This window comes from Pseudoalteromonas sp. Bsw20308, from assembly GCF_000310105.2.
GTDB lineage: Bacteria > Pseudomonadota > Gammaproteobacteria > Enterobacterales > Alteromonadaceae > Pseudoalteromonas > Pseudoalteromonas fuliginea.
Map to the genome: position 1 here is coordinate 3,270,127 of NZ_CP013138.1, position 23,043 is coordinate 3,293,169.

Sequence of the window (23,043 nt, forward strand, 5' to 3'; positions counted from 1 at the left end):
TTCCGTCTAAATTAACTATTAAATTAGGGTGAGAGGTATTTAATAATTAATTGTCGGTGAGGGCTATTACCCCTCACCTTACGCGACTAAAATTACTTAGCGCGCGATTCTAGCATTTCAACTGCTGGCAGTTTTTTGCCTTCTAAAAACTCTAAGAACGCACCACCACCAGTAGAAATATAAGATACTTTATCGGCAATGCCGTATTTATCAATGGCGGCTAAGGTATCACCGCCACCCGCAATTGAAAACGCATTTGAGTTAGCAATTGCTTGTGCAATAGCACGAGTGCCATTACCAAACTGGTCAAACTCAAACACGCCTACTGGACCATTCCATACAACAGTGCCTGCATTTGCAATAATTTTTGCAAGCTTGCTCGCTGTATCAGGGCCAATATCAAAAATCATATCGTCGCTTGTTACTTCGCTTACATCTTTAAGCGTAGCTACAGCAGATTCAGAAAACTCATTACCAACAACTACGTCAGTCGGTACCGGAATTTCACCATTATTAGCAATCGCTGCTGCACATAAACGGTTCGCTTCATCCATTAAATCAGGTTCGTAAAGCGATTTACCAACTGGGCTACCTGATGCAGCAATGAAGGTATTTGCAATACCACCACCGGTAACCAACTGATCGACAATTTTAGAAAGTGAATCTAAAACGGTTAATTTAGTTGAAACTTTAGAACCACCTACAATCGCCACTAATGGACGAGCGGGGTTATCAAGTGCCTTGCCTAATGCTTCAAGTTCAGCCGATAACAGCGGACCTGCACATGCCACATCAGCAAATAAGCCAACGCCATGGGTAGATGCTTGTGCACGGTGAGCCGTACCAAATGCATCCATTACATATACATCACACAGTGCTGCTAATTGCTTAGATAGCGCTTCGTCGTTTTTCTTCTCGCCTTTGTTAAAGCGCACGTTTTCAAAAACAACCACTTCGTTATCAGCAATATCAACACCATTTAGGTAATCTTTTTCTAAACGTACAGTTTGCTCTAGGGCATCGTTTAAGTAATCAGCTACAGGTGCAAGCGAAAACGCTTCATCGTATTCCCCTTCCGTAGGACGGCCAAGGTGTGACATAACCATTACTTTAGCGCCTTTCTCAAGGGCTAGTTTAATAGTAGGTAGTGCTGCACGAATACGCGCATCTGACGTCACTTTACCTGCTTTAACTGGTACATTTAAATCTTCACGAATTAATACGCGTTTGCCGTTTAAATCTAAATCTACCATTTTTATGACCGACATGAACATCTCCTTAGTTAACGATACTGAACCTGAAAAATACGTTTAAAATTATTATATTAATAAATTACTTATTCACTGCCATCATAGCACGCGCGGTGTCGAGCATACGATTAGCAAAACCCCATTCATTATCACACCATACTAATAACTTTATCAGTCGTTTGTGACTAACACGTGTTTGTGTGCCATCAATAATACAAGAATGTGGGTCGTGATTAAAATCAACCGATACAAGCGGCTCTTCGGTATAACTTAAAATACCTTCTAAGCGATCTTTTGCTTGTGCTTTAAGTGCATTATTTACTGCGTTTAAATCTACATCGGTATTAACCGTTACACTTAAATCCATTGCCGTTACATTTATAGTCGGAACTCGTACGGCAATGGCCTCAAAACGACCTTTAAACTTAGGTAAAATACGGTCTATACCACGGGCGAGCTTTGTATCAACTGGAATTATTGATTGGCTTGCAGCGCGAGTACGGCGTAAATCATGATGATAACCATCAATCACTTGTTGATCGTTCATCGACGCATGAATCGTTGTAATAGCGCCCGACTCAATACCAAATGCATCATCTAATACTTTAATAACCGGCACAACACAGTTAGTTGTACACGAGCCGTTAGACACAATTGTATGCTCGCTTTTAAGCTCATCGTCGTTAATACCATACACAATAGTGGCATCAACATCGTTATCGGCCGGATGCGAAAACAACACCTTTTTAGCGCCTGCTGTAATATGTAACTGCGCATGTTCGCGCGAGTGATAAACACCTGTACATTCAAGTACAACGTCTACATCGAGCGTTTGCCAAGGTAATTCAATTGGGTTTTCTTCACAAAAAAGTGCAATGGTATCGCCTGCAACACTAATGGTGTCTTCACCAAGTTTTACAGGAAAAGAAAAGCGACCGTGGGATGTGTCGTATTTTAATAAATGAGCAATAGCTTCAGGATCAGCAAGTTCGTTAATCGCAACAATTTTTATATCGTCGCTCAAACCAGACTCGTATAACGCGCGGACAATATTTCGACCAATACGACCAAAACCATTAATTGCAAGTTTGATTGCCATGAAATATAAAATCCACTCTTTTAGCGTGCAGATAAAGGCAATATGCCTTTTAGATGGCTGTATTGTAATCGACCTTGCATCTGATTATAAGAGGGAAGCATTAGAAACTTTAAATTAAGAGTAAAGTACAAATATATTTCAAAACATTTAAGTTACGTAATCATCTAGCAGCTATGACTTAGATACCTATTTAAAACAACCTGCCATCCTACTACCACCATAGTATTTGACCGCTGATATTGGTTTATCGTGTATACGATTAAAGTTGCCAAACCAATTGCTGTAAACAAGCCTACTAACAAAACTAAATGACCAGAGCTGTTTTTCGAGAAAATCTAATCCATTTATCTTAGCAAAAGGAAATCTATGAGGCTCAAATAATATGCTATAGATAATGAGTTCTATTAAATCACATTATTTTACAAAATGTATCACCCTCTCTGTGTTCCCCGGCTGTATCTCCTACTCTTGTTCGTGTTAATATTAGGCACAAATAACAACATTGTTTATTTTCAGGGTTATTAATGGCTACAAATAAAAATTCAAATAGAGTATACATTATACTCATGTTTTTAGGCATGGTCCCTTGGGCATCTTATACATACTATCACTCTATGTATGGTGCATCAGAGATGGCTTGGTTTTGTCTTATTAATCTAATATTTCTTTTATACTGTGCAATAACAGCTGTTCGTTATGGTTTGAAAAGTTATCATAAGAAGCTTTTAACTTATATTTTAGGGCTTGGTATTATATATACATCTTATTATTTTGATGTGCGGGGAATTGTTTACCTCTATCCTTTTATTATCGTGATGTACTATACGAATACGACAAACAAAGCTCTCTTAATTAGCTTGATTTTCGCTATAGCTTCGTTATACGCAGTTAGTTTCCAACAAGTTATCCGAGTAGTCATTGGTTTATCTATTAGCATTTCGATAACTATAATTATCTCATATTTATATTCGAAAAACTTGAAAAGAAATGAATTGAAATTAATTAAAGAAGCTAACAAAGACTATCTAACAGGTATTAATAATAGGAGAAGTATTACTTTTTGGATTAAGCATCAGTTTAAAAATTTAGAGCCCACTACACAGCTTGTTTTCTACTACATAGATATCGATAATTTTAAACGGGTAAACGATACTTATGGCCATACTGTCGGTGACTTATTGCTTAAAGAAATTAGCCAAAAACTTATTACATTTATAGATGAAGTAAAAACAAATAAAAATGTCCTCGATGGTACGGTATCAAGAGTCGCAGGTGATGAGTTTATAGTTGTATTGAAAGTCTCGAATAATAATTTTCATATTACCGAAACAGCCAATGAGTTATTAAAAAAAATTAATTTATCAATGTATATAGAGCGTGTAAAGTTCAAATTAGATGCTTGTATTGGAGTATCAACAACTAACGATCTCAAATTAACACCTTTACAGGCAATTAGCGATGCTGATCAAGCTATGTTCAAAGCTAAAAAAACGGGGAAAAATAGAATAGAGTTTTTTAATGAAAAATTATCAAATGAACTAGTCGTCAAAAACGAAATTATTATAGCACTGGACCGCGCGATAGAAATAAAGTCCTTTTTTCTAAATTTCATGCCTATTTATAATTCTAATGAAATGATTGGTGTAGAAATACTAATTAGAAATGACGACGAAATTTTAAAAAAACATGGGCCAGATAAATATATTCCTATAGCGGAGGAAGCAGGCCTAATATCAAGAATTGACTTTATAGTAATTGAAAAAGCATTTAATGAAATAAAAAAAATATTACCAATAATTAAAAATAAAAAATTCTTTTTTGCTATAAACATTTCAGCTTTGGAGCTAAATTCAGAGTCTTTCATTGGGAAAATACTTAAATTAATAACAAAGTATAATATTCCCCCCGAAATAATCGAGTTTGAAATAACAGAAACAAGCTTAATAACTAGAGAAGAAAATGCAACTCGAACTCTAGAACAATTAAAAAATGAAGGCTTTAAGTTATCCTTGGATGACTTTGGCACTGGTTATACAGCCTTTAATCAGTTGCAAAACTATCCGGTTAACACTTTAAAAATAGATCGTAGTTTCATTAATAACATTAATGAAACTACGATAAGTAATAAAAATAAGAACTCTATGGTTGAAGTGATTTTGTCTTTAGCTAATTTATATGATTTAAATGTAGTGGCTGAAGGTGTTGAAACTGAATTTCAGTTAGATTATTTAAAGTCATTAGGATGCCATTTTTTTCAAGGATATTTATTATCAAAACCTATCGATATAGATGAATTTAAATCCAAATTGTTTTTATAAAAAAGCTAAAAATCAAACAAAAACAAATTCGTTAAAGAGTTCCCCGTACTTACTGTTATTATTTTACGTCTAAATCAAACACCACGTTTATTGATGATGTAAAAATTATTGTTTCATCCACATACCGCACCTGTTCGAATGGATTTGAGTTAGCACCAGAACCTGGAAAAATTAAACTATTAACATTATTAGTAGGGTATCTTTGATGATTAGCAGTTGAATTAATACTATAAACTTTTCCAAGTTCAACGCCAAATGCTTTAGCAAGCATGCTTCCTTTAGCTATTGCGTCATCTACTGCAGCTTGTGTTGCCTGCGCCTCTAACAACTTTGCTTTTGAAGATAAACTCTCGATTGCTATAACATTATTTATTTTTAGACTTTGTGCAAATTCAATAAAACCATCTATTTTTTTAATATCGTTTATTGTTACTTTAACCGTTTTTAGCGCTAAGTATTTATCGCCTGAAACAGTCCCCGTTTCTGTACCAATAATATTGTATACATTGCTTTTTAAACCAGATACAAAAATATCGTCTTGCTCAAAACCGTATTTATCGACTCCTTCAAGTAACAAGTTAATCTGGGTATCAAGATCTCGTTTAGCCTCAAGCAACGTATCTTTAATGCTCGTTACTTCAAAAGAAACTTGAGCCATGTCAGGCTCAACTAATATCTCAGCAGTCCCTTGAACCGTAATATGACGATTTGTAGCTAAGCTTGAATTAGCAAAAGTGATGAGTGGGAATAATGTTAGAAAAATAGTGATAATGAGTTTCATATTCGTTCCTTGAAGTAATTAGTTAGATAATGATTACGCAACTGTACCTATAGTCATACGGATAACAATAAAAGTAAACTGCTCTTTATTGTAGGCGGGAGTTTATTTCGCACGGCATAAAGCCCCGCCTACAGCCAACCTACGTCAACTCGCCTACTTTTAGCTCTTTACCACGGCTTATTTGATGGCACTGGGCTAGCAGTAACTCGGCAGTGGCTTGTGCATCGGTCAGTGCATGATGACAATGATAGCTTGGTAACTCATAACGTATACGACAGGCATTAAGGGTTAAATCATCTTGCTTTATTTCAGATGAATGGTTGAGTAAACGCTTTTTCTCGATGTGGAGGGTGTCGAGTATCAGTTTAGGCCGCGTTGTTATATTGGCATTTTTTAGGGCTATTTTTAAAAAGCCCCAATCGAGCATGGCATTATGAAACACTAAAATACAATCACTAAAGTGGCTACTTAGTTGCGTTAGTATACTGTGTAAACTTTGCCCTTTTGCTACCGCATCATCATTTATACCGTGATAAACAGGGCTTTGTTCGAGGCTTATAACGTCTTTATTGATAATGTGCTGCGACTCACTCATTTTTATACATTGATTATCTATTACCACCCACGCTACCAATACAATTTCGTGCTGTTTTGCATCAAGGCCAGTGAGCTCTAAATCAATCACTAAGTAACGCTGTTGCAAGGCATTTTTGCCTAGTAATTTACGGCGCTTTAAGTACCGAGTGAGCAGCTTTTTTACCATGTTAGTAATCCATCATTATAAACTGCCGCGAGCAAACTTAAACGCAGCAGCTTGCTGCGCTTGTTTAACAAGGTAAAACGCTTCTTTTAGTTGATGGCGCTCTAGTGAGTTTAATTTATTAGGATTAATACAATTACTTGGTAAACCTTCTTCGTTTATCTGCGTACTAAGTCGAAGTTGCGTTAAAAACCGCCAGCAATCTTTTAGGTTGTATATATCTTCTTTGCTAAGCAATTTATGTTTGAGCAGTGCCTCTAGTCGCTCTTGGGTATTAGCTCGCTTAATACCCGCTTTTAAAGCGTATAACCGCACTATGTCATTTATAATTACGACACCGCGTTTTTTTAAATCTATGTATTTATTATTTTCATCGGTTTTTTCGGTTTTAAATTTATTAAATAAACCAATTGGCACGCTGTTACTACTTATGTCGGTTGCCATTGCAGCATAGAATAAGTCGTTACGCGATATACGAATTAGCTGCTCGCAAAAAGCGGTGTATAAAGCGTTTGAACCTTCAATAAAGCGCAGGTCAAAAAATATTTTACAATTAAGCATCGCATCTGGTGTGGGGCTTTTTATCCATTTAAAAAAGCGCTCGCTCCAGTCGTTTACGCTCATTCGGCACTCATCGCTGCTTGCCATAATATTACCAGGGCAACGCCTAATGCCGCATTCAACTAAGTTCTCACATACAAATTTCCCCATGCTTTTAAAGTAAGCTTGCTGATCAGTGCTTAAGTCGTTAGGAAGTAATAAGCCGTTATCTTGATCTGAGTGCAGAGTTTGCTCTTCGCGTGCTTGCGAGCCAAAGCAAATAAAACTAAAGCTGGTTGGCGCTGCGCCATGCTCTTCTTGAAATAAGTGAATTAGTCGCGATGTAAGCGCATCGGTTAATCCACTTAGTAATTTACCAATTAGCGATATGTCGTCAATGTTGTACGAAAAACCACGCAATAACTCGGGGATTTCTTTTGCATAGCGTTTTAAGTCAGTAATAGTGTGCGCTTTATAAATGCGCCCAATAAGCTGCACGGGGTCACTTTTTTGTTGGCGTAATAAGTCGGTGCTGGTTATCATTCCTATCGGTTTATGGTTTTCATCAAGAACCGGTAAGTGATGAATATTATGCTTAAGCATTAAGTGCAGCGCTGAAAACACTCGATTATTTTCAAATATAAACTTGGGCTTAGCGGTCATAATGCTGCTTACAGCATCTTGAGGGTTTACCTCGTCGGCGAGTACGCGGTTACGTAAATCACGATCGGTAACCACGCCAACTAAATGTGCATGCTGCGTTATCATTATTGACGACACACCATGCTGTTTCATCTTTTTAGCGCTTTGCCTAATGCTTGCATCAGGCGCAAGCGTAATCGCTGTGCGTGCCATCAGCTCTGATATTTTACGCTCAGACCAGCTATCGTTTTTACTTTTATAATGCGATGACAACAACCGGTTAGCATGAGCGCGTACAAAGTATTGCTCAAACGATTTATATTCTCTGCGCAAAAAATCAAAATGCGTTTGAGAGAGCATATACACTATGCCCTCTTTTTGTACCGCTAAACGGTTTTGAATCGCTTCCCCCGTTAGTAACGACGGGAAGCCAAAGTAATCACCTTGTGCTAAACGCGTAACAACGTCGCCTTTAGCATCAACTAAATCATACAAACCAGAGCGAATTAAAAATAGTTTAGGGTTTTCACTTTGCAACCACTGAGTTTGATTTTCGCGGGTGAGGTAAATAATGTCGAGGTGATTTACAAAATACTCGTATGCACTGCTATCAAGTAGGCTAAATGGTGCTTGCATGCAAACATATTGGGCTATTTCTTGTTGTTCTACGCTCATAGTTGTGCTCATTAAAAAGTATACACAACACCAATGTACTCATTTTTTATACAAATAAAAAGCCCGACTTAAGTCGGGCTTTTTACGCTTTATTTTAAGTAACCTTAGTGATCGTGCGCTTCTGCCGATCCTTTAGGATTACGAATACCTTCTACCATTTCTTGAATTTCAACAGGTGTTGGTTGAGTAAATTTAAGAACAATTGCAGCAACTGCAAAGTTAATAATCATACCAATTAAGCCAATACCTTCAGGCGAAATACCTAAGAACCAATTTTCAGGGCTGTTTAGCTCTGGACTAACAAATTTGAAGAAGATGATATACGCAGCGGTAAAGCCTATACCCGTTACCATACCGGCAACAGCACCTTCGCGGTTCATTGTTTTAGAGAATATACCCATAATAATTGCAGGGAAGAAACTTGCAGCCGCCAAGCCAAAGGCAAATGCCACAACCGATGCCACAAATCCAGGCGGGTTAATACCAAAGTACGCGGAGATAACAATAGCAACCATGGCTGCCAACCTCGCTGCAAGTAGCTCTTGCTTGTCGGTAATATCGGGCTTGAGGGTTCGCTTGAGTAAATCGTGCGAAACGGAGGTCGAAATAACCAGTAGTAAACCTGCTGTTGTAGATAATGCGGCGGCAATACCACCTGCTGCTACAAGTGCAATAACCCATGCTGGTAAGTTAGCAATTTCTGGATTTGCTAATACCATAATGTCGCGATCTACATTAACTTCGTTAGCACTGTTCGGATCGGTAATTTTACCCGCCGTGTAGAACATTTTGCCATCGCCATTTTTATCATCAAACGTGATTAATCCCGTACGTTCCCAATTTTTAATCCATGCAGGTGCTTCTGCGTAAGCTGTACCGCTACCGTCTTTACCATTAATGGTATCAACCATGTTTACGCGAGCAAAAGCTGCAACCGCAGGTGCTGTAGTATAAACAATCGCGATGAACACAAGAGTCCATGCGGCAGAAATACGCGTGTCTTTTACGCGAGGTACAGTGAAAAAGCGTACAATTACATGTGGTAAACCAGCAGTACCTACCATTAACGCACCAGTAATAGCGAACACGTCAATCATGCTCTTAGAGCCTTCGGTATATTGCGCAAAACCAAGTTCAGCGCTTAAGCCGTCTAGTTTATCAAGTACGTACACGCCGTCGCTGCCAATTAATGTGGCACCAAAACCGGTTTGTGGGAAAAAGTGACCCGTCATCATCATTGAGATGAAAATGGCTGGTACAAGGTAGGCAAATACAAGTACACAATATTGCGCTACCTGTGTATAGGTAATGCCTTTCATGCCGCCAAGTACCGCATAAAAGAATACAATCACCATACCGATGTAAACACCAGTTTCAATTTCTACTTCTAAAAAGCGTGAAAATACGACGCCTACGCCGCGCATTTGCCCTGCAATATAAGTAAAACAAATGAATATGGCACATACAATTGCCACTAAACGTGCGGTGCGTGAATAGTAACGGTCGCCAATAAAGTCAGGTACAGTAAACTTGCCGAATTTACGTAAGTAAGGCGCTAAACACATAGCTAATAGTACATAACCACCTGTCCACCCCATTAAGTAAACGCTGCCATCGTAACCTGCAAACGAAATAATACCCGCCATTGAAATAAACGACGCGGCGCTCATCCAATCAGCTGCTGTTGCCATACCATTAGCAAGAGGAGGTACGCCGCCGCCCGCGACATAAAATTCTTTAGTTGAACCCGCTCGGGCCCAAATTGCTATGCCGATATAAAGCGCAAAGCTTAAACCAACAATTAAAAACGTGAGTGTTTGAACATCCATTGCTTAGCTCCTATTCGTCTACGCCATATTTTTTATCTAACGTATTCATTTTGAAAACGTACACAAAAATCAAAGCAACAAAGGTATAAATCGCGCCTTGCTGGGCGAACCAGAAGCCAAGTTTAAACCCAAAAAAACGTACTTCATTAAGTACATCTACCAATAATATGCCAAAGCCAAAAGACACAATAAACCACACTGCTAATAGTTTAAATAACAGTGAAATATTTTCTGCCCAATAAGCTTTTGCTTGTTCTTCATCTTTAAAAGCCATTTTTATTTTCCCCTTTAAGCACCGCAATATCGCGATGAGTGGTTTTTTATCTTCACTTACCAATTTAGCAATGCTGTCTCAAGATTGAATTGCGACCATAGTCGTAACAGCTTATTAACGTTTACGTAAACTGTATAAAAACAACTAAACCTAAATAGCTCTTTTTGTTATTTTTCAGCCTGTTAAGGTTTTTAAGTTGAGTTTTAGGGTTATAAAGAAGCTAAGTACTAAATTAATGCGACATTAGTCTAATGCTATAAGTTATTTTATTTTTATCTTTAATATTCAAAAAGATAAAAACAAAACTAAAATTATGATTTAAATTCAACCCTCACACTTAACCTGAGTTCTGGTATTGTGTTAATCCCTCATAGGGTTGGGGGGCTATTTTAAATAATAAGGTTTAATAACAACATGACTGCCGTACTCATTATTGTTGCTTTAGGATATATAGGTGTGCTGTTTTGGCTGGCTAACTGGGGTGATAAAACGACGCCTTTAGCAAAACGCATTAGCCACCACCCTTTTGTTTACTCATTTTCATTAGGTATTTATTGTACTTCATGGACCTACTATGGGTCAGTAGGAACTGCGGCAACTAGTAGCTGGAGCTACTTACCTATTTTGCTTGGTCCTGCATTGTTGTTTTTTTTCGGACAAGGCTTTTTACGTAAATTAGTATTGGTGAGTAAAAAACAAAACATAACCACTATTGCCGATTTCATCTCTGCTCGTTACGGTAAGCGCCAAACTACTGCAATTATGGTAACAGTTATCGCGTTACTGGCGACTATTCCTTATATCGCACTACAACTAAAAGCACTCAGTACCAGCTTTTTACTTTTGCAAAACAGTAATAAAATATCCGGCGATATGCTCGCGCTTTCTGCCACATTAATTATGGCTTTATTTGCTATATTTTTTGGTACGCGCAAAGTCGATGTAACCGAATATCGCTCAGGCTTAATGCTTGCTGTTGCCTTTGAATCAATGATTAAACTTATTGCACTTATGGCTGTGGCAGGACTTGCCATATTCACACTATTTAATTTGCCCGAATCAACCTCAAGTAAAATCACCGAATCAATTTGGGATCACTGGAGCGATTTTAACTTTTTCAGTTTTAACTTTATTGGTCAGTCGTTAATGGCTGCAGCTGCCATTATATGCTTACCACGCCAATTTCATGTCACCGTTGTAGACAACCAAAATAAACGTCATTTATTTACTGCTCGCTGGGCTTTTCCTCTGTATTTGTTATTGACTGCTGCGATGATTTTACCCATTGCAACTGCCGCTATCCATCCTGAAATTGGCAGTGGTTATTCCCCCGACAGCTTTGTACTTGCCCTACCGTTAATTAACGACAATGCATTTTTAACCACTTTTGTATTTATAGGCGGGTTGTCTGCCGCCACCGCAATGATAGTGGTCGCAACACTTACATTAAGTACTATGATCTCAAATGATGTTGTATTGCCATTAATATTACGCCGTAAATTTAAACGTAACTTAATTACCACCAGCTACAAATCGCAAATTTTATTGGTAAGACGTTTTACCATTGCCGGTATTCTAATCTTGGCTTATTTTTATCAACAATGGTTTGGCCACAGCAGTGCATTGGCGAGTATGGGGCTAGTGGCATTTTCACTCGTTACGCAATTATTGCCCGCTATTGTTGGCGGTTTATACTGGCGAAAAGGTCATGCTTACGGTGTTTATGCTGGTTTAATAGCTGGCATTATTTGTTGGGTGCTATTTTTAATGCTACCTATTTTAGATGCAGGCAACACCTTAAATAGTGAATTACAACAAACACTCATAACACGCGGGACGCTCATTGCCTTATTTGCCAATATTGGTTGTTATATTAGCTTTTCATTAGGCGCAGAAGAGCGTCTAATCGATAAAATTCAAGCAGCTGCATTTGTTAACCCCAAAGATCAGGCTATTTTAGCAAGGCGTTTAAATAAAGACGTAAAAGCCACGGTTTACGATTTTAAAATACTACTGCAAACTTTTTTAGGTATTCAGCGTAGCCAACAAGTCCTCGCGCATTACGCATTGGCACATCATTTAAGTGACAACAACGCTCACCCTGAACCTGAATTTATTGCTTATTGTGAGCGTGCTCTTACGGGTGTGTTAGGCGCCTCATCGGCACAAGCATTAATACATACGGTATCGTCGGGTAAGCGTATGGCGTTTGAAGAGGTTGTAAACTTTTTTGACGAAACGACACAAGCACTGCAGTTTAATCAAAATTTATTGTTTACCTCGCTCGAAAATTTAAGTCATGGTATTTCAGTAGTCGATAAAGACTTAAAACTTGTTGCATGGAACAAACGCTATGGTGAAATGTTTGGCTACCCAGAGGGCTTTTTAGAAGTAGGCCAACATATTGAAGATATTATTAGGTACAACGCCAACCGTGGTGAATGTGGCCCAGGCGAAATAGAACGCCAAGTAGAAAAACGCGTACAACATTTAAAAAATGGCAGTTCCCATCATTTTATTCGCCACCGCCGTAACGGCCAAGTATTTGAGATGATTGGTAACCCATTACCTGATGGCGGTTTTGTTACTAGCTTTTCGGATATTACAAATCATATAAGCACACAAAATGCGCTTGAAGAAGTAAACATGGATCTTGAAAATCGCATAGAAGCACGTACCCAAGAAGTACAAACAATTAATAAAGACTTACAAGCACAAATAGACAGTCGCGTACAAACAGAGCAAGCTCTTACTTTAGCCAAGCGTGAAGCAGAGCAAGCTAACGACAGTAAAACACGATTTTTAGCGTTGGCAAGCCACGATATTTTACAGCCGCTTAATGCAGCGCGTTTATACCTTGCTGCTATTGACGAAAAGCAGCTCGATAGCACCAACCAAAATAACTTTGATAAATTGGGCGACAGCCTCGACTCAACCGTGCATTTAATGTCAGCTTTGCTCGAAATAGCCAAACTAGAACAAGGCGCGATGACCCCAACGCCTCGCCATTTTTGCATTGATGAAATTTTAGCGCCATTACAAAGCGAATACGCAATATTATCTAGTGATAAAGGGCTTAAACTAACGGTGCGTTCAAATCAACAAATCGTACACAGCGACATAACCTATTTACGCCGAATTATTCAAAACTTAGTATCTAATGCCGTTAAGTACACTGACAAAGGCCGTGTATTAATTGCCTGTAGAAACCGTAAACACAACCTACTGATAGAAGTATGGGACACAGGCCCAGGTATTAGCGAAGTTGAACAAGCCAAAATATTTAACGACTTTTACCGTGTTGAATCGGGTGATAACAAAGGCGTTGGCTTAGGCCTTGGCGTAGTGAAACGAATGGCTGACTTACTTAGCTTGCCATTGCATGTACGCTCAGAGCCCAATAAAGGCAGTCGGTTTAGTGTTGAAGTACCTTATGGCGATAAGCTGTTCGTACAGCAAAAAAACACTGCAAGTAGCCTAATAGAAAACCGCGCAGCAATTAATATAATAGCCGTAGACGACGACCCCGAAAATTTAGCCGCCATGGCGAGTTTACTTAAAAAATGGCAAGCTAATTACACACTATTTGATAACGTAGATAGTGTACTCACTTATGCTAAACAAAATGGCGCACCCGATGTTATTTTAATGGATTATCAACTAGGCAGCGACTGCGATGGGATAACACTAATTAAAACCCTGCGCGAAATTTGGCAAAGCCAAGTACCTGCTATTTTAATTACCGCAGTACGCGACACAGAGCTTAAACAAGAAACCAAAGCCGCTAATATTCATTATTTAAGCAAGCCAATTAAACCGGGCAAACTAAAAGCACTGCTTAATCACAGTACATAATAGGCTAGTAAAAAGTGTTCTAGTTAAAAGTGTTCTAGTTAAAAGCTATCTAGTAATACCGTAAAACAAAAAGCCCAGTATCTTTACTGGGCTTTGCTTTATAAAGTGTTCATAAAGTTAAACTAATTTACTCGGCTTCTGAGCTTTTGGAACAACCAACTTAGTCCCACTAACGAAAGCCCCAATCCAATAAACGAAAGCGCTTTAAGTAAGCCCTCCAAGTTAGCCATATCAATTAAAAACACCTTAACAATAACGGCAGCTAGTAAGCCTAAGCCTACTTTTTGTATTAATAATTGATTTTTTAAATGACCAAAAATAACAGTACCCGCACCCAATAATAACCAAATAACAGAGTAGCTATAAAGCTCTGCATTGCTTGCGCCTTTTGATAAGTAAATGTAAGGGCCTTGCCAATATTGGCGAATAAAGCTGTTTATAGCCAATAATATAAAACCACCCGCAACGGCCAATATAAATGACGTAGCTTTAGCATTTATTGGTTTTACAAGCTTGGCCAGCCAAAGCGTTAATCCTGCAGGTACTAACCACAATAGTAATAACCAGTTAAATATTGGCAGCTCACCTATGTAAAGTGATTCAAATAATGGGTTGTCGTCAAGCAGTGTTTTAATAGCAAAAAACCCCGCTAACCCTGCAAGTGCAAAACCCGCCACTTTATATAACTTAGCTAAAGTACCGGCAAGTTTTGCTCTGTGTAAGTACACGCACCCTAATGCCAGCCAGTTACAGGTAAGGAGTATTTGTTCGTAAAAGTTAAGTGAATCAAATTGCGGATAATGCCCTACTAACTGATAACTTGTTTCGGTGGTAATAAAAAGCGCTAAACAATGAAGCGCCGCACCCTCTAACCATACTTTTAATTGAGATGTGTTAAAGCACCTAGCTGCGGCAAAAAATAACGCAATACATAACGGATAAACCACAATACTCCAATGCAAACCAAATACCGTTAACGCATCGTAGCTTGGCGTCCAAGGTGAAAGCGTAAGGCGTAGTAACAACGCAGCAACCAAGGCTTTTATAGGCCAATGCGGCATAGGCACGCTATAGCGCTTAATAAGCACGCTTATAAGTAATACTTGTACAGCAAGTGCAATGGTTAAGCCGCTGTCACTGAGTAGCATGGTAATTGCTAACGTAATATTGGCATTAGCGCCTACCCAATAAGTAAAACGCTGAAATAGCGTTGTATTATGCTGCGCGAGCTTTATTAAAATAGCCGCCACTACAAACAATACAACGGCCCAAAGTGGATATGCAGTACTTAACGCAGAATTAGGAATAAGCGCATACAAAGCCGCTATCATTACAAATACACTAAATGCCCCAGTTATATGAAACGCTAAACGCTTAGATTGCTTTTTACCGTAATAAAGCCCGTAAACTGTAAGTAACAACCCGAGTAATAAACCCAAACCATACTCATTTTTGAATATAAAGAGTGTGTCATCAAATAGGTTTGGCGACAAATGCGTGCGCTGAGCACTTATAACTAATAGCGTTGAAATAACTAACGCTACGCCCTGCCAAATATCCCAGCGGCTATTTTTAAGGACTAAAAATAGCACCAAACCAATACTTAACACGCCGACTGTTTGCCACTGCATATCAAAGTGACTGATCAACATGGTAAATATTAAGGGCGCTATAAAAGCGAGTAATAAGAGGTGATCTGGGAGCACTTTAATTAAGCGCTTTAAACTGTGCGGGCGATGTTCAATAACATTCAGTTTTAGACCTAAGCGCGGTATAGCAATTAGCCCTATAATACTAAGTAAAGCAAACGTCCCCATTAACCAAACGGTATTAATTTTAAGTAATGTAAAACCAACTAAATACCAGCCAATGTGCCCTGCCCATAATAAATACCACAACCAAGCTCGCTGTACTTTATGTGCAACTAACGCAGCCGACAAACTTACAAAACCAACATACATAAATAATGCAAACAAGTTACCACTGCCTGTACTAACCCATATTGGTACACTATAAGCGCCAATAATACCTAATACAGCCAATAATGGGCCTAGCCTAAGCGCCATTGCACTTGCACTAATCGCAATAACAGCCAGTGCAAAAAATGCCACGGTAGGGCTAAGCATAGCGTAGCTACTGTAAGCTAAAAGCGTTAAAGCAAAACAGGTAATAAACCCGCCGCTGGCAAGCGCTGCGGGTATGTAATTATTAAAGCCTTCAAATACAATGCGTTTATGGTGTAAGTAAGCTGCGGCTGCAATTAAGCTAAGTCCAAATAATCCACCCAAACTCAGCCTCATTACAGGCGATAGTAATCCCGCTTCTAGGCTGTATTTAGCTAAAAATATGCCACCAAAAGCAAGTGCTATTGCGCCAATCCAGGTCATCCAATTATCTTCAAACCCTGTACGTAGTTTATTAAGTAATAATTCGATAGGAGATGGTGTTTTGCGTTTTGTTTTAGCTGTGCTGTTAATACTGGATTTAACCGCTATTTGGGATTCAGTGGCTAGATTTGTGTATACGGGTTCTGGTTTATATACTTTGGCTGAAGCAATCACAGGCTGGTTATGTGCAATATTTGCATCAACACATTGAGTTTGTTTTTGCACTACGACATTTGATTGTAACTCATTCACTTTTGCTTTTAAAAAAGTAATATCTTGCTTCAAACTCTTTAATTGTATAAGCGCAATTAATCCACAAATAGCGCCCCCCACAACTACCAATATAAGTATTACTGCTAAACCTATTAAATCATCCATGGCACACTCTGTAGTTATTCATTTACAGCGGCTATAGTACCTATTTTTTATATTATCTACATTAATAATGTTTTTTACGCTATTACTTAGCCTGAACTCGGGTTAAGAGGTTTACTAACGTATTGAATCATGGTGATATTTAAATTTATTTTCTCTAGCCAGAGATTTTCAGTGAGAACAAGGCGAATTTACGCGTCAATAGCTGACCTATTGCAAGTAAATTCAACACAGTTAGCGCTAAAAATAGCTGCTCAAGATAGATTTATTATCCAGAGTTCAGCTTAATTAGCATCAATAAATAATACAAAAGCCAAGCACAGCTTGGCTTTTGTTGTGTTAAGCTTTTATATTATTGTGTGCGTTTTTTAAACCTAAATTGCCCCTCATCTATCAACCCACCACTTAAGTTTCGCGGCGTTGTATAAAAACTAACTTTAAGTTGATCTTGTTGATTATCAATATTTATGTGACTAAAGCCCCAAACAAAGCTCTTTGACCACACTAAATCATACTCCGGATATTTTTGGGCTTGAAACTGTGCAAATGGGGAATGTTTGCCACGCATTTTTGAAGCTGCACCAGATATTATAAGCGGTAATTTGCCATGACTACTGCCGCTATCAAACTCAGAGCAATCATCAGTTAACAGTTCTAAATCGTGTTCATGACCCGCAATATAGCCATCAGCATATTTACATAGTGTTGGCATTAGTAAACGCCGTAACACATGTCCTTCTGTGTATTTTGTACCACCAATTGACCATAAAATATGATGTCCATACACTAACTTCCACTTAGCCGTTGAGTTAGCAATTTCTTTTTTTAACCATCCTAGTTGCTTAATATCTTCGTCATTTTTCGGTCCTTCGTGCTTATCATGAACTTCAAGCTTGGCTGCACCACTTTTAATTGCTTGTTGTTCATTACCTTCACTGCCATCAGGGTTAAGCGGCACTTTATAGTATGTTTGCCCCGCCAACAGCATATTTGTATCTAAAACGAAAAATTCTACGTCGTTACCTGGCATCCCTTTTTTATAACTGTAGTACCCTTGTTCACCCATAAAAAAATTAGGTTGTTGCGCCATCCACTCAGTTTGTAATGCCACCCCTTTTCGAGAGCTGCGCCAGTCATGGTTACCTAAAGCAGAATATACAATCAAAGATGGATCAGCATCGAACAATGGTTTCAAAGGGGCATAAATTAAATCATGTAAACGTTTTTGATCATCTTTACCATCATTAGCATCTGCGCCATCGGGGTAAACATTATCGCCTAATTGAATAGCAAACTGACACTCTTTGCTTTCACATAATTTAGCCATAGCTAGGCCAACCGCTTGTGCACCACCTTGTTCGGTTGCTATATCTGTCCCCGGATACACATAAATAGGAGCATGATCAAACTCTTTACGTGGTCGATAATCTTCAAGCCAATCTTGTAATTCTTTGGCTATAAATTCAGTTTTGTTTTTGGGGTTTTTAATCTGTTTCTTTTTGGGGTAGTCAACGTGATAGCCGCCATCCCCAAAAGCGATAAAATTTATATTTTTACTAGGTGTTTTTTCAGCCTGCGCACTGCACGCACTAAGTAACATACAACAAGCAAATGCAAGTGGTGAAAGAAGTAATTTGTTCATCATTTTATATTCCACAAAAAGGCCTACTTATATCAAGTAGGCCTTTTTAGTTGTGTAAATTAAAGAGAGTTAATAGTAAACCCTAGCTCATAAGTACGACCGTATGATTCATATTGGTAGTTGTATTTACGCTCACCATGATAAAGATACAAAGGCTCATCGGTTAAGTTTTTCGCATTAAAGTAAACATTAACAGAATCATTTATAAAGTACTTACCGCTGAAATCTAATTGCGTGTGACTATCTTCATATACATTCATGTCAGCATCTTCAAATTGGAAGCTTTCACTCTTATAAGATGCGCTCAAACGAGTGCTAATTACATTGTTTTCATAACCAACAATAAAGTTACCTATTTTATCTGCTTGATTTGGTAAGTCATCGTCAGCATTAATAAATGTGCCATTTGCACTAATTAAAAAACCAGAATCAAACGTTTTACTCCAGTTAAGTTCAAGCCCTGTTAGTGATGCAGAGCCACCATTAACCATTTGCACAACTTCTTGGTAACCATTCCATTGGCCGTTATCTTGTACTTCTTGCTGAACAATATAGTTGTCGATATCTTTGTAGAACAGCCCCGCTGAAAGTACCCCAATACTGCCTGGGTAGTATTCAATAGAGGCATCGAGATTCATTGATTCATAAGGGTCTAAATCGGGGTTCCCCACTTCAGCTTTACGCTCAACGGAAATTACGCCGTCATCTTCACTGCTTTCAGATTCAATTAACTGAAACGCCGCAGAATCTTTAAATGAAGGGCGTGCAATTGTATTTGTATAGGCAAAACGAGACACTAATTTATCACTGTGCTCATAGCGCATATTTAAACTAGGTAAAAAATGATCATAATCTTTTGTGGCTTTCCAAGGTGTGCTTGTAACTACTTCCGTATCGTTTACATCGTCAGTTAATAGCGCGACCTGATTACCTTCAGTATCAAATTGAGTTCCTTCATAACGAAGGCCTGCGACAATTTGTAACTTATCAATATCTAACGTTACCATTGCATAAGCTGCAACAATATCTTCATTACTGGTATAACTTGCACCATCGGACTCAACTTGTGAGTCGTTTTCGTTCAGTTCAAATGCATCACGATTATTATTCACAAATTGACGGATAGCTGAACGATTTAGACCAGGACCAAATTCTCCTAAATCATAGTCGGGGACAGGCGCAGCGAAGTCACTCGCGAGGGCTCCTTGTAAGTCATCCTTATAAATCCAAACATTTACATCGTTACGTTTTTCACGGCTTTGATATTTAGCGCCAAACTTGAATTCACCATTGTTATTATTCCAAACAAAATCACGACTGAAATCAACCTTAAAGGTCATTGCTTCATCTTCACTAAGATTGTCGTTAGCCTCGACTTTATCTAAAACAAAATTGCTCATCTCGTTAGCATTAGATGATTGAGATAAGCTTGGTATTTCACTTTGTGCAATATAACCCAAATCAAGCCCTTCACCCGCAAAGCTTACATCTAAGCGATCTGGCTCTTTTTCGTCTGACTTTGAGTAACCGACGCTGTATTCAACAAACCAATTGTTTAATTGATGCTCGCCACCTGCGACCAATGACAAAATGCTTTGTTCTTCATAACGATCTTTCGTATCTCGGTCCATTTCAGCGTCAGAAAAAGAAGCGCTGTTATTATCATGTGTATTAACTTGGCCATCGCTAAACTTAAACTCTTTACGCTGGCGGTATTCATCATCCGAGAAATCACTGTAAAGTGTGCGTAAATAGTATCGATTTGCTACACCACTGTGTAAATCAAAGTTAAGCGCAGCACCTAAACGCTCACGTGTAATTTGATATTGGCGTTGCTCAATCTCTTCTGCTCCAAAAATTTTTATATCTTCACCCGTAGCGTCATCTTCAACTTTAAATTCGCTCCAGCCACCATCAGTTTCAACATTACGAGAACCAAAGTCACGTTTAAACCATGAAATAGCAGTCGCTACCCCTAAATCCAAACCGTTACTGAGTTCATAAACATCTGTAAAACTTGCCGAAAATTTAGGGCTAGTGTCCGACTCAAGTTCATTATATGAACCTTGTGCGGTGAAGCTATAACTCTGCCCAGATTTATCAAAAGCACTTAAACTTTTAACTTCAATTGAGCCACCAATCGCACTTGCATCCATGTCGGGTGTGACCGTTTTACTTACTTCTAAACTTTGAATTAATTCACTTGGAATAACATCCATTGCCACACTGCGAACCCCGGCCTCGGGAGAAGGTACATTAAGGCCATTCACGGTCACATTATTTAAATTAGGATCGATACCACGAATACCAACAAAACGTCCTTCACCTTGATCTCGCGCTATAAAAACCCCCGGCAGGCGTTGTAAAGCTTCCGCTGCATTTTGATCTGGGAGCTGACCAATTGAATCAGCACTTACCACTGACTTTAGATTACTGGCATTTTTTTGTCTGTTAATCGCGCCAGCTTGCCCTGCACTTTGACCATAAACAATAATATTATCAATCGCATCCTCTTGCTCACCTATTATTATTTGTTGCGTGAACACGTTTTCATCAACAATTTTTATTTTTTTCTCTACCGAGGATGCACCAATATAATCAACCATTAAGGTGTAATCCCCTGCTGGTAAATTATTAAATGAGAAAGTACCATCACGCCCGCTGACTGTTTTTAGGTTTAGTTCTTTTACAGTAATTTTTGCACCACCAAAGTAAACACTTTGACTTGAATCGGTAATGCGTCCTTTAACGGCGCCATCAGCTAAAACTGGGGTTGTATATAAAATACCACAACATGCTAATGCGAGACTCGACTTAATAAAAGGTGATGATTTAAAAGGGTTCATAATGTTTCTCTTAATTGCTGCTTATGATTAATAGGCCATAATGGCTCGGCACGGACATCCTAATTACAGAAGATGAATTAAATATGTCAGTGTTTTTTATCCCCTATTTAAACCATGTGTTTATGTTGTTTTTTTTACAAAAAAAACGACAACGTGAGCTAATTTGACTCCCCTTAATTTACCTATAATTACGGTTTGATAATAAAAACTATAAACAAAATAGAGCTAAAATAATAAACGATTAAATATGTTGAGCTGTTCAGACTCTAACTTAACTAAGACATCTGTTTACGACCAAAATACAACCTGTCTCAATCAACAAACAAACCTGTTATTTTTAATCAAAAAAAAGCCCCAAGTAAAAAATACTCAGGGCATGTAACTATTTTTAAAACTAACTATTCAACACTATCGGTGATCGTACGTTCTAAGGTCATTTTATAACCTGAACTCGTTGTTGTATCGTGCTCTAAGATAAGTATGTAGTTTCCTTCTTGCGTAAAGTCCATATCGCTTTGTTGGATAAGCACGATTTGCTGCCCGTTATCCTCAAATACTGCATAAACAGTGTAAATCTCGTTGTCTACGACTTGCTCTTCTTGATCGTATTTATCAAGCCCATCAACAACATTACTTGTGTCTTCTACTGTTTCACCGTTAAGTGTAAAGTACACGTCAACTTCAGAGACTGATTGACCTGCATAATTTTCAATTAAATTTACAACTGATACCGTATGACTATAACTGCTAGGTGTAAGGTTTTCTTCTACGCTCATCATACGAGGACCATTTTCTTCGTCGTTATAAAAAATCCCCACTGCACTTTGTTCACGCTCTAACGTCATTAAAAAGTTATCAGCAAGCTTAGTGCCTTCTTCGTCATACATAGCAACACTGTAGCTGTTAGGCGATAATTCAACATAGTTAGTATAAGTATCGTTGGCTACTGTATCGGTTGTTAACTCTGTAGTACCACGAGTAATTGAGAAGCTAACCGGTGAATAGCTATCCATTGTATTAATGAATCGTAATTGGCCTTGTGCATCTTGATGATTTAGCTCCGTGACATAGTTATTATCAGTCACTATATCAAGCGTAATACCGTTTTTTTCGGTTGCATAGCTTGGACGGATCATAGCAACGTAGCTTGCTTCGTCGTAGTAATAAACCGAAGGTGATTCAAAAATAACATCCGAACTACCTGCCGCTGTCACATAAATTGTATAATACCCTTCTTCAAGTGTTTGCAGCTCGGGCTCAGCCAAATACTGCGCAGAGGCAAATAATGTTGCGCTTTCAAATACACCATCATCCGTAGCTATATAAATATCATAGTTATTATTTTCATTCGTGGTATTAAAAAAGCCTAAGTTAAATTCATCAGTGTCACTAGAGATAGGCACGCTAAGCTCTGTGAATATAGGCTCAGCAAAATCGCCACTCATCACAATTAATTGCGTTTTATCACCTTTTATCGACACTTCTTGTTCACTAATGGTTATGTAGCTGTCGTTAGCATCAAGGTACTCAAAACTTACATCATAAGTGTCAGTACTGTAGTTGTGACGAGTAGTTACATCAGCAAAGTCAGTACCTGAACGCTCTGTTTCATCAATAAATAGTCGAGTGTATGGGCTGTTATAAGAGCCATTGTATAATTGAATATAACCGGTATCACTTGAGCTATCATCGGAGCCACAACCGGCTAAGATAGAGATTAAACTAAGTGGTAAAGCAGCTTTAAACAGGGAGTTGGTCATTAGAGTTATT

General features: G+C 38.4%; 13 protein-coding genes. 2 read left to right on the plus strand and 11 right to left on the minus strand.

Going from position 1 to position 23,043, the window contains the following annotated elements:
• Nucleotides 1-92: 92 nt before the first annotated feature.
• The gene (locus D172_RS14480) at nt 93-1,268 is read right to left on the minus strand and encodes a phosphoglycerate kinase (RefSeq protein WP_007377492.1); all 1,176 of its coding nucleotides are present in this window, start codon (nt 1,266-1,268) and stop codon (nt 93-95) included.
• A gap of 64 nt (nt 1,269-1,332) precedes the next feature.
• Nucleotides 1,333-2,349 carry an erythrose-4-phosphate dehydrogenase gene (gene epd, locus D172_RS14485; RefSeq protein ID WP_002961528.1) on the minus strand — a complete coding sequence of 339 codons (1,017 nt, stop codon included), beginning with the start codon at nt 2,347-2,349 and terminating at the stop codon, nt 1,333-1,335.
• Between the two features lie 524 nt (nt 2,350-2,873).
• Between epd and D172_RS14490 the strand changes: the two genes are divergently transcribed.
• Nucleotides 2,874-4,667: a putative bifunctional diguanylate cyclase/phosphodiesterase gene (locus D172_RS14490; protein ID WP_007377493.1), complete on the plus strand. Its 1,794-nt coding sequence runs from the start codon at nt 2,874-2,876 to the stop codon at nt 4,665-4,667.
• Nucleotides 4,668-4,725: 58 nt separating this feature from the next.
• Here D172_RS14490 and D172_RS14495 read toward each other — a convergent pair whose 3' ends face one another.
• The 5 genes from D172_RS14495 to D172_RS14515 all read right to left on the minus strand — a co-directional run bounded on the left by D172_RS14495 (nt 4,726) and on the right by D172_RS14515 (nt 10,168).
• The gene (locus D172_RS14495; RefSeq protein ID WP_007377494.1) at nt 4,726-5,448 is read right to left on the minus strand and encodes an SIMPL domain-containing protein; all 723 of its coding nucleotides are present in this window, start codon (nt 5,446-5,448) and stop codon (nt 4,726-4,728) included.
• Between the two features lie 139 nt (nt 5,449-5,587).
• The gene (locus tag D172_RS14500; RefSeq protein WP_007377495.1) at nt 5,588-6,211 is read right to left on the minus strand and encodes a 3'-5' exonuclease; all 624 of its coding nucleotides are present in this window, start codon (nt 6,209-6,211) and stop codon (nt 5,588-5,590) included.
• Between the two features lie 15 nt (nt 6,212-6,226).
• Entirely contained in the window at nt 6,227-8,065 is a 1,839-nt protein-coding gene (locus tag D172_RS14505) for a DUF294 nucleotidyltransferase-like domain-containing protein (protein ID WP_007377496.1), read from the minus strand.
• A 104-nt stretch (nt 8,066-8,169) separates the two neighbouring features.
• Nucleotides 8,170-9,894 carry a sodium:solute symporter family protein gene (locus D172_RS14510; protein ID WP_007377497.1) on the minus strand — a complete coding sequence of 575 codons (1,725 nt, stop codon included), beginning with the start codon at nt 9,892-9,894 and terminating at the stop codon, nt 8,170-8,172.
• Nucleotides 9,895-9,904: 10 nt separating this feature from the next.
• Complete coding sequence (locus D172_RS14515; RefSeq protein WP_007377498.1) at nt 9,905-10,168, minus strand: DUF4212 domain-containing protein; 264 nt, start codon at nt 10,166-10,168, stop codon at nt 9,905-9,907.
• A gap of 414 nt (nt 10,169-10,582) precedes the next feature.
• Between D172_RS14515 and D172_RS14520 the strand changes: the two genes are divergently transcribed.
• Entirely contained in the window at nt 10,583-14,023 is a 3,441-nt protein-coding gene (locus D172_RS14520) for a PAS domain-containing hybrid sensor histidine kinase/response regulator (protein ID WP_007377499.1), read from the plus strand.
• 122 nt (nt 14,024-14,145) lie between these two features.
• Here D172_RS14520 and D172_RS14525 read toward each other — a convergent pair whose 3' ends face one another.
• The 4 genes from D172_RS14525 to D172_RS14540 form a co-directional block, all read right to left on the minus strand.
• Nucleotides 14,146-16,788, minus strand: coding sequence for a DUF2339 domain-containing protein (locus tag D172_RS14525; RefSeq protein ID WP_007377500.1), 2,643 nt, complete (start codon nt 16,786-16,788; stop codon nt 14,146-14,148).
• Nucleotides 16,789-17,137: 349 nt separating this feature from the next.
• Nucleotides 17,138-18,430 carry a metallophosphoesterase gene (locus tag D172_RS14530; protein WP_007378245.1) on the minus strand — a complete coding sequence of 431 codons (1,293 nt, stop codon included), beginning with the start codon at nt 18,428-18,430 and terminating at the stop codon, nt 17,138-17,140.
• A 56-nt stretch (nt 18,431-18,486) separates the two neighbouring features.
• On the minus strand, nt 18,487-21,273 hold the full coding sequence (locus tag D172_RS14535) for a TonB-dependent receptor (protein WP_007378244.1): 2,787 nt from the start codon (nt 21,271-21,273) through the stop codon (nt 18,487-18,489).
• Between the two features lie 398 nt (nt 21,274-21,671).
• Nucleotides 21,672-23,033, minus strand: a complete 1,362-nt coding sequence (locus tag D172_RS14540; RefSeq protein WP_007378243.1) for a hypothetical protein — start codon at nt 23,031-23,033, stop codon at nt 21,672-21,674.
• Between the last annotated feature and the right edge of the window lie 10 nt (nt 23,034-23,043).

Excerpts from the sequence above, each read along its gene's own strand:
- D172_RS14480 (WP_007377492.1), bottom strand. The coding sequence starts at position 1,268 with ATGTCGGTCATAAAAATGGTAGATTTAGATTTAAACGGCAAACGCGTA.
- epd (WP_002961528.1), bottom strand. The coding sequence starts at position 2,349 with ATGGCAATCAAACTTGCAATTAATGGTTTTGGTCGTATTGGTCGAAAT.
- D172_RS14490 (WP_007377493.1), top strand. The coding sequence starts at position 2,874 with ATGGCTACAAATAAAAATTCAAATAGAGTATACATTATACTCATGTTT.
- D172_RS14495 (WP_007377494.1), bottom strand. The coding sequence starts at position 5,448 with ATGAAACTCATTATCACTATTTTTCTAACATTATTCCCACTCATCACT.
- D172_RS14500 (WP_007377495.1), bottom strand. The coding sequence starts at position 6,211 with ATGGTAAAAAAGCTGCTCACTCGGTACTTAAAGCGCCGTAAATTACTA.
- D172_RS14505 (WP_007377496.1), bottom strand. The coding sequence starts at position 8,065 with ATGAGCGTAGAACAACAAGAAATAGCCCAATATGTTTGCATGCAAGCA.
- D172_RS14510 (WP_007377497.1), bottom strand. The coding sequence starts at position 9,894 with ATGGATGTTCAAACACTCACGTTTTTAATTGTTGGTTTAAGCTTTGCG.
- D172_RS14515 (WP_007377498.1), bottom strand. The coding sequence starts at position 10,168 with ATGGCTTTTAAAGATGAAGAACAAGCAAAAGCTTATTGGGCAGAAAAT.
- D172_RS14520 (WP_007377499.1), top strand. The coding sequence starts at position 10,583 with ATGACTGCCGTACTCATTATTGTTGCTTTAGGATATATAGGTGTGCTG.
- D172_RS14525 (WP_007377500.1), bottom strand. The coding sequence starts at position 16,788 with ATGGATGATTTAATAGGTTTAGCAGTAATACTTATATTGGTAGTTGTG.
- D172_RS14530 (WP_007378245.1), bottom strand. The coding sequence starts at position 18,430 with ATGATGAACAAATTACTTCTTTCACCACTTGCATTTGCTTGTTGTATG.
- D172_RS14535 (WP_007378244.1), bottom strand. The coding sequence starts at position 21,273 with ATGAACCCTTTTAAATCATCACCTTTTATTAAGTCGAGTCTCGCATTA.
- D172_RS14540 (WP_007378243.1), bottom strand. The coding sequence starts at position 23,033 with ATGACCAACTCCCTGTTTAAAGCTGCTTTACCACTTAGTTTAATCTCT.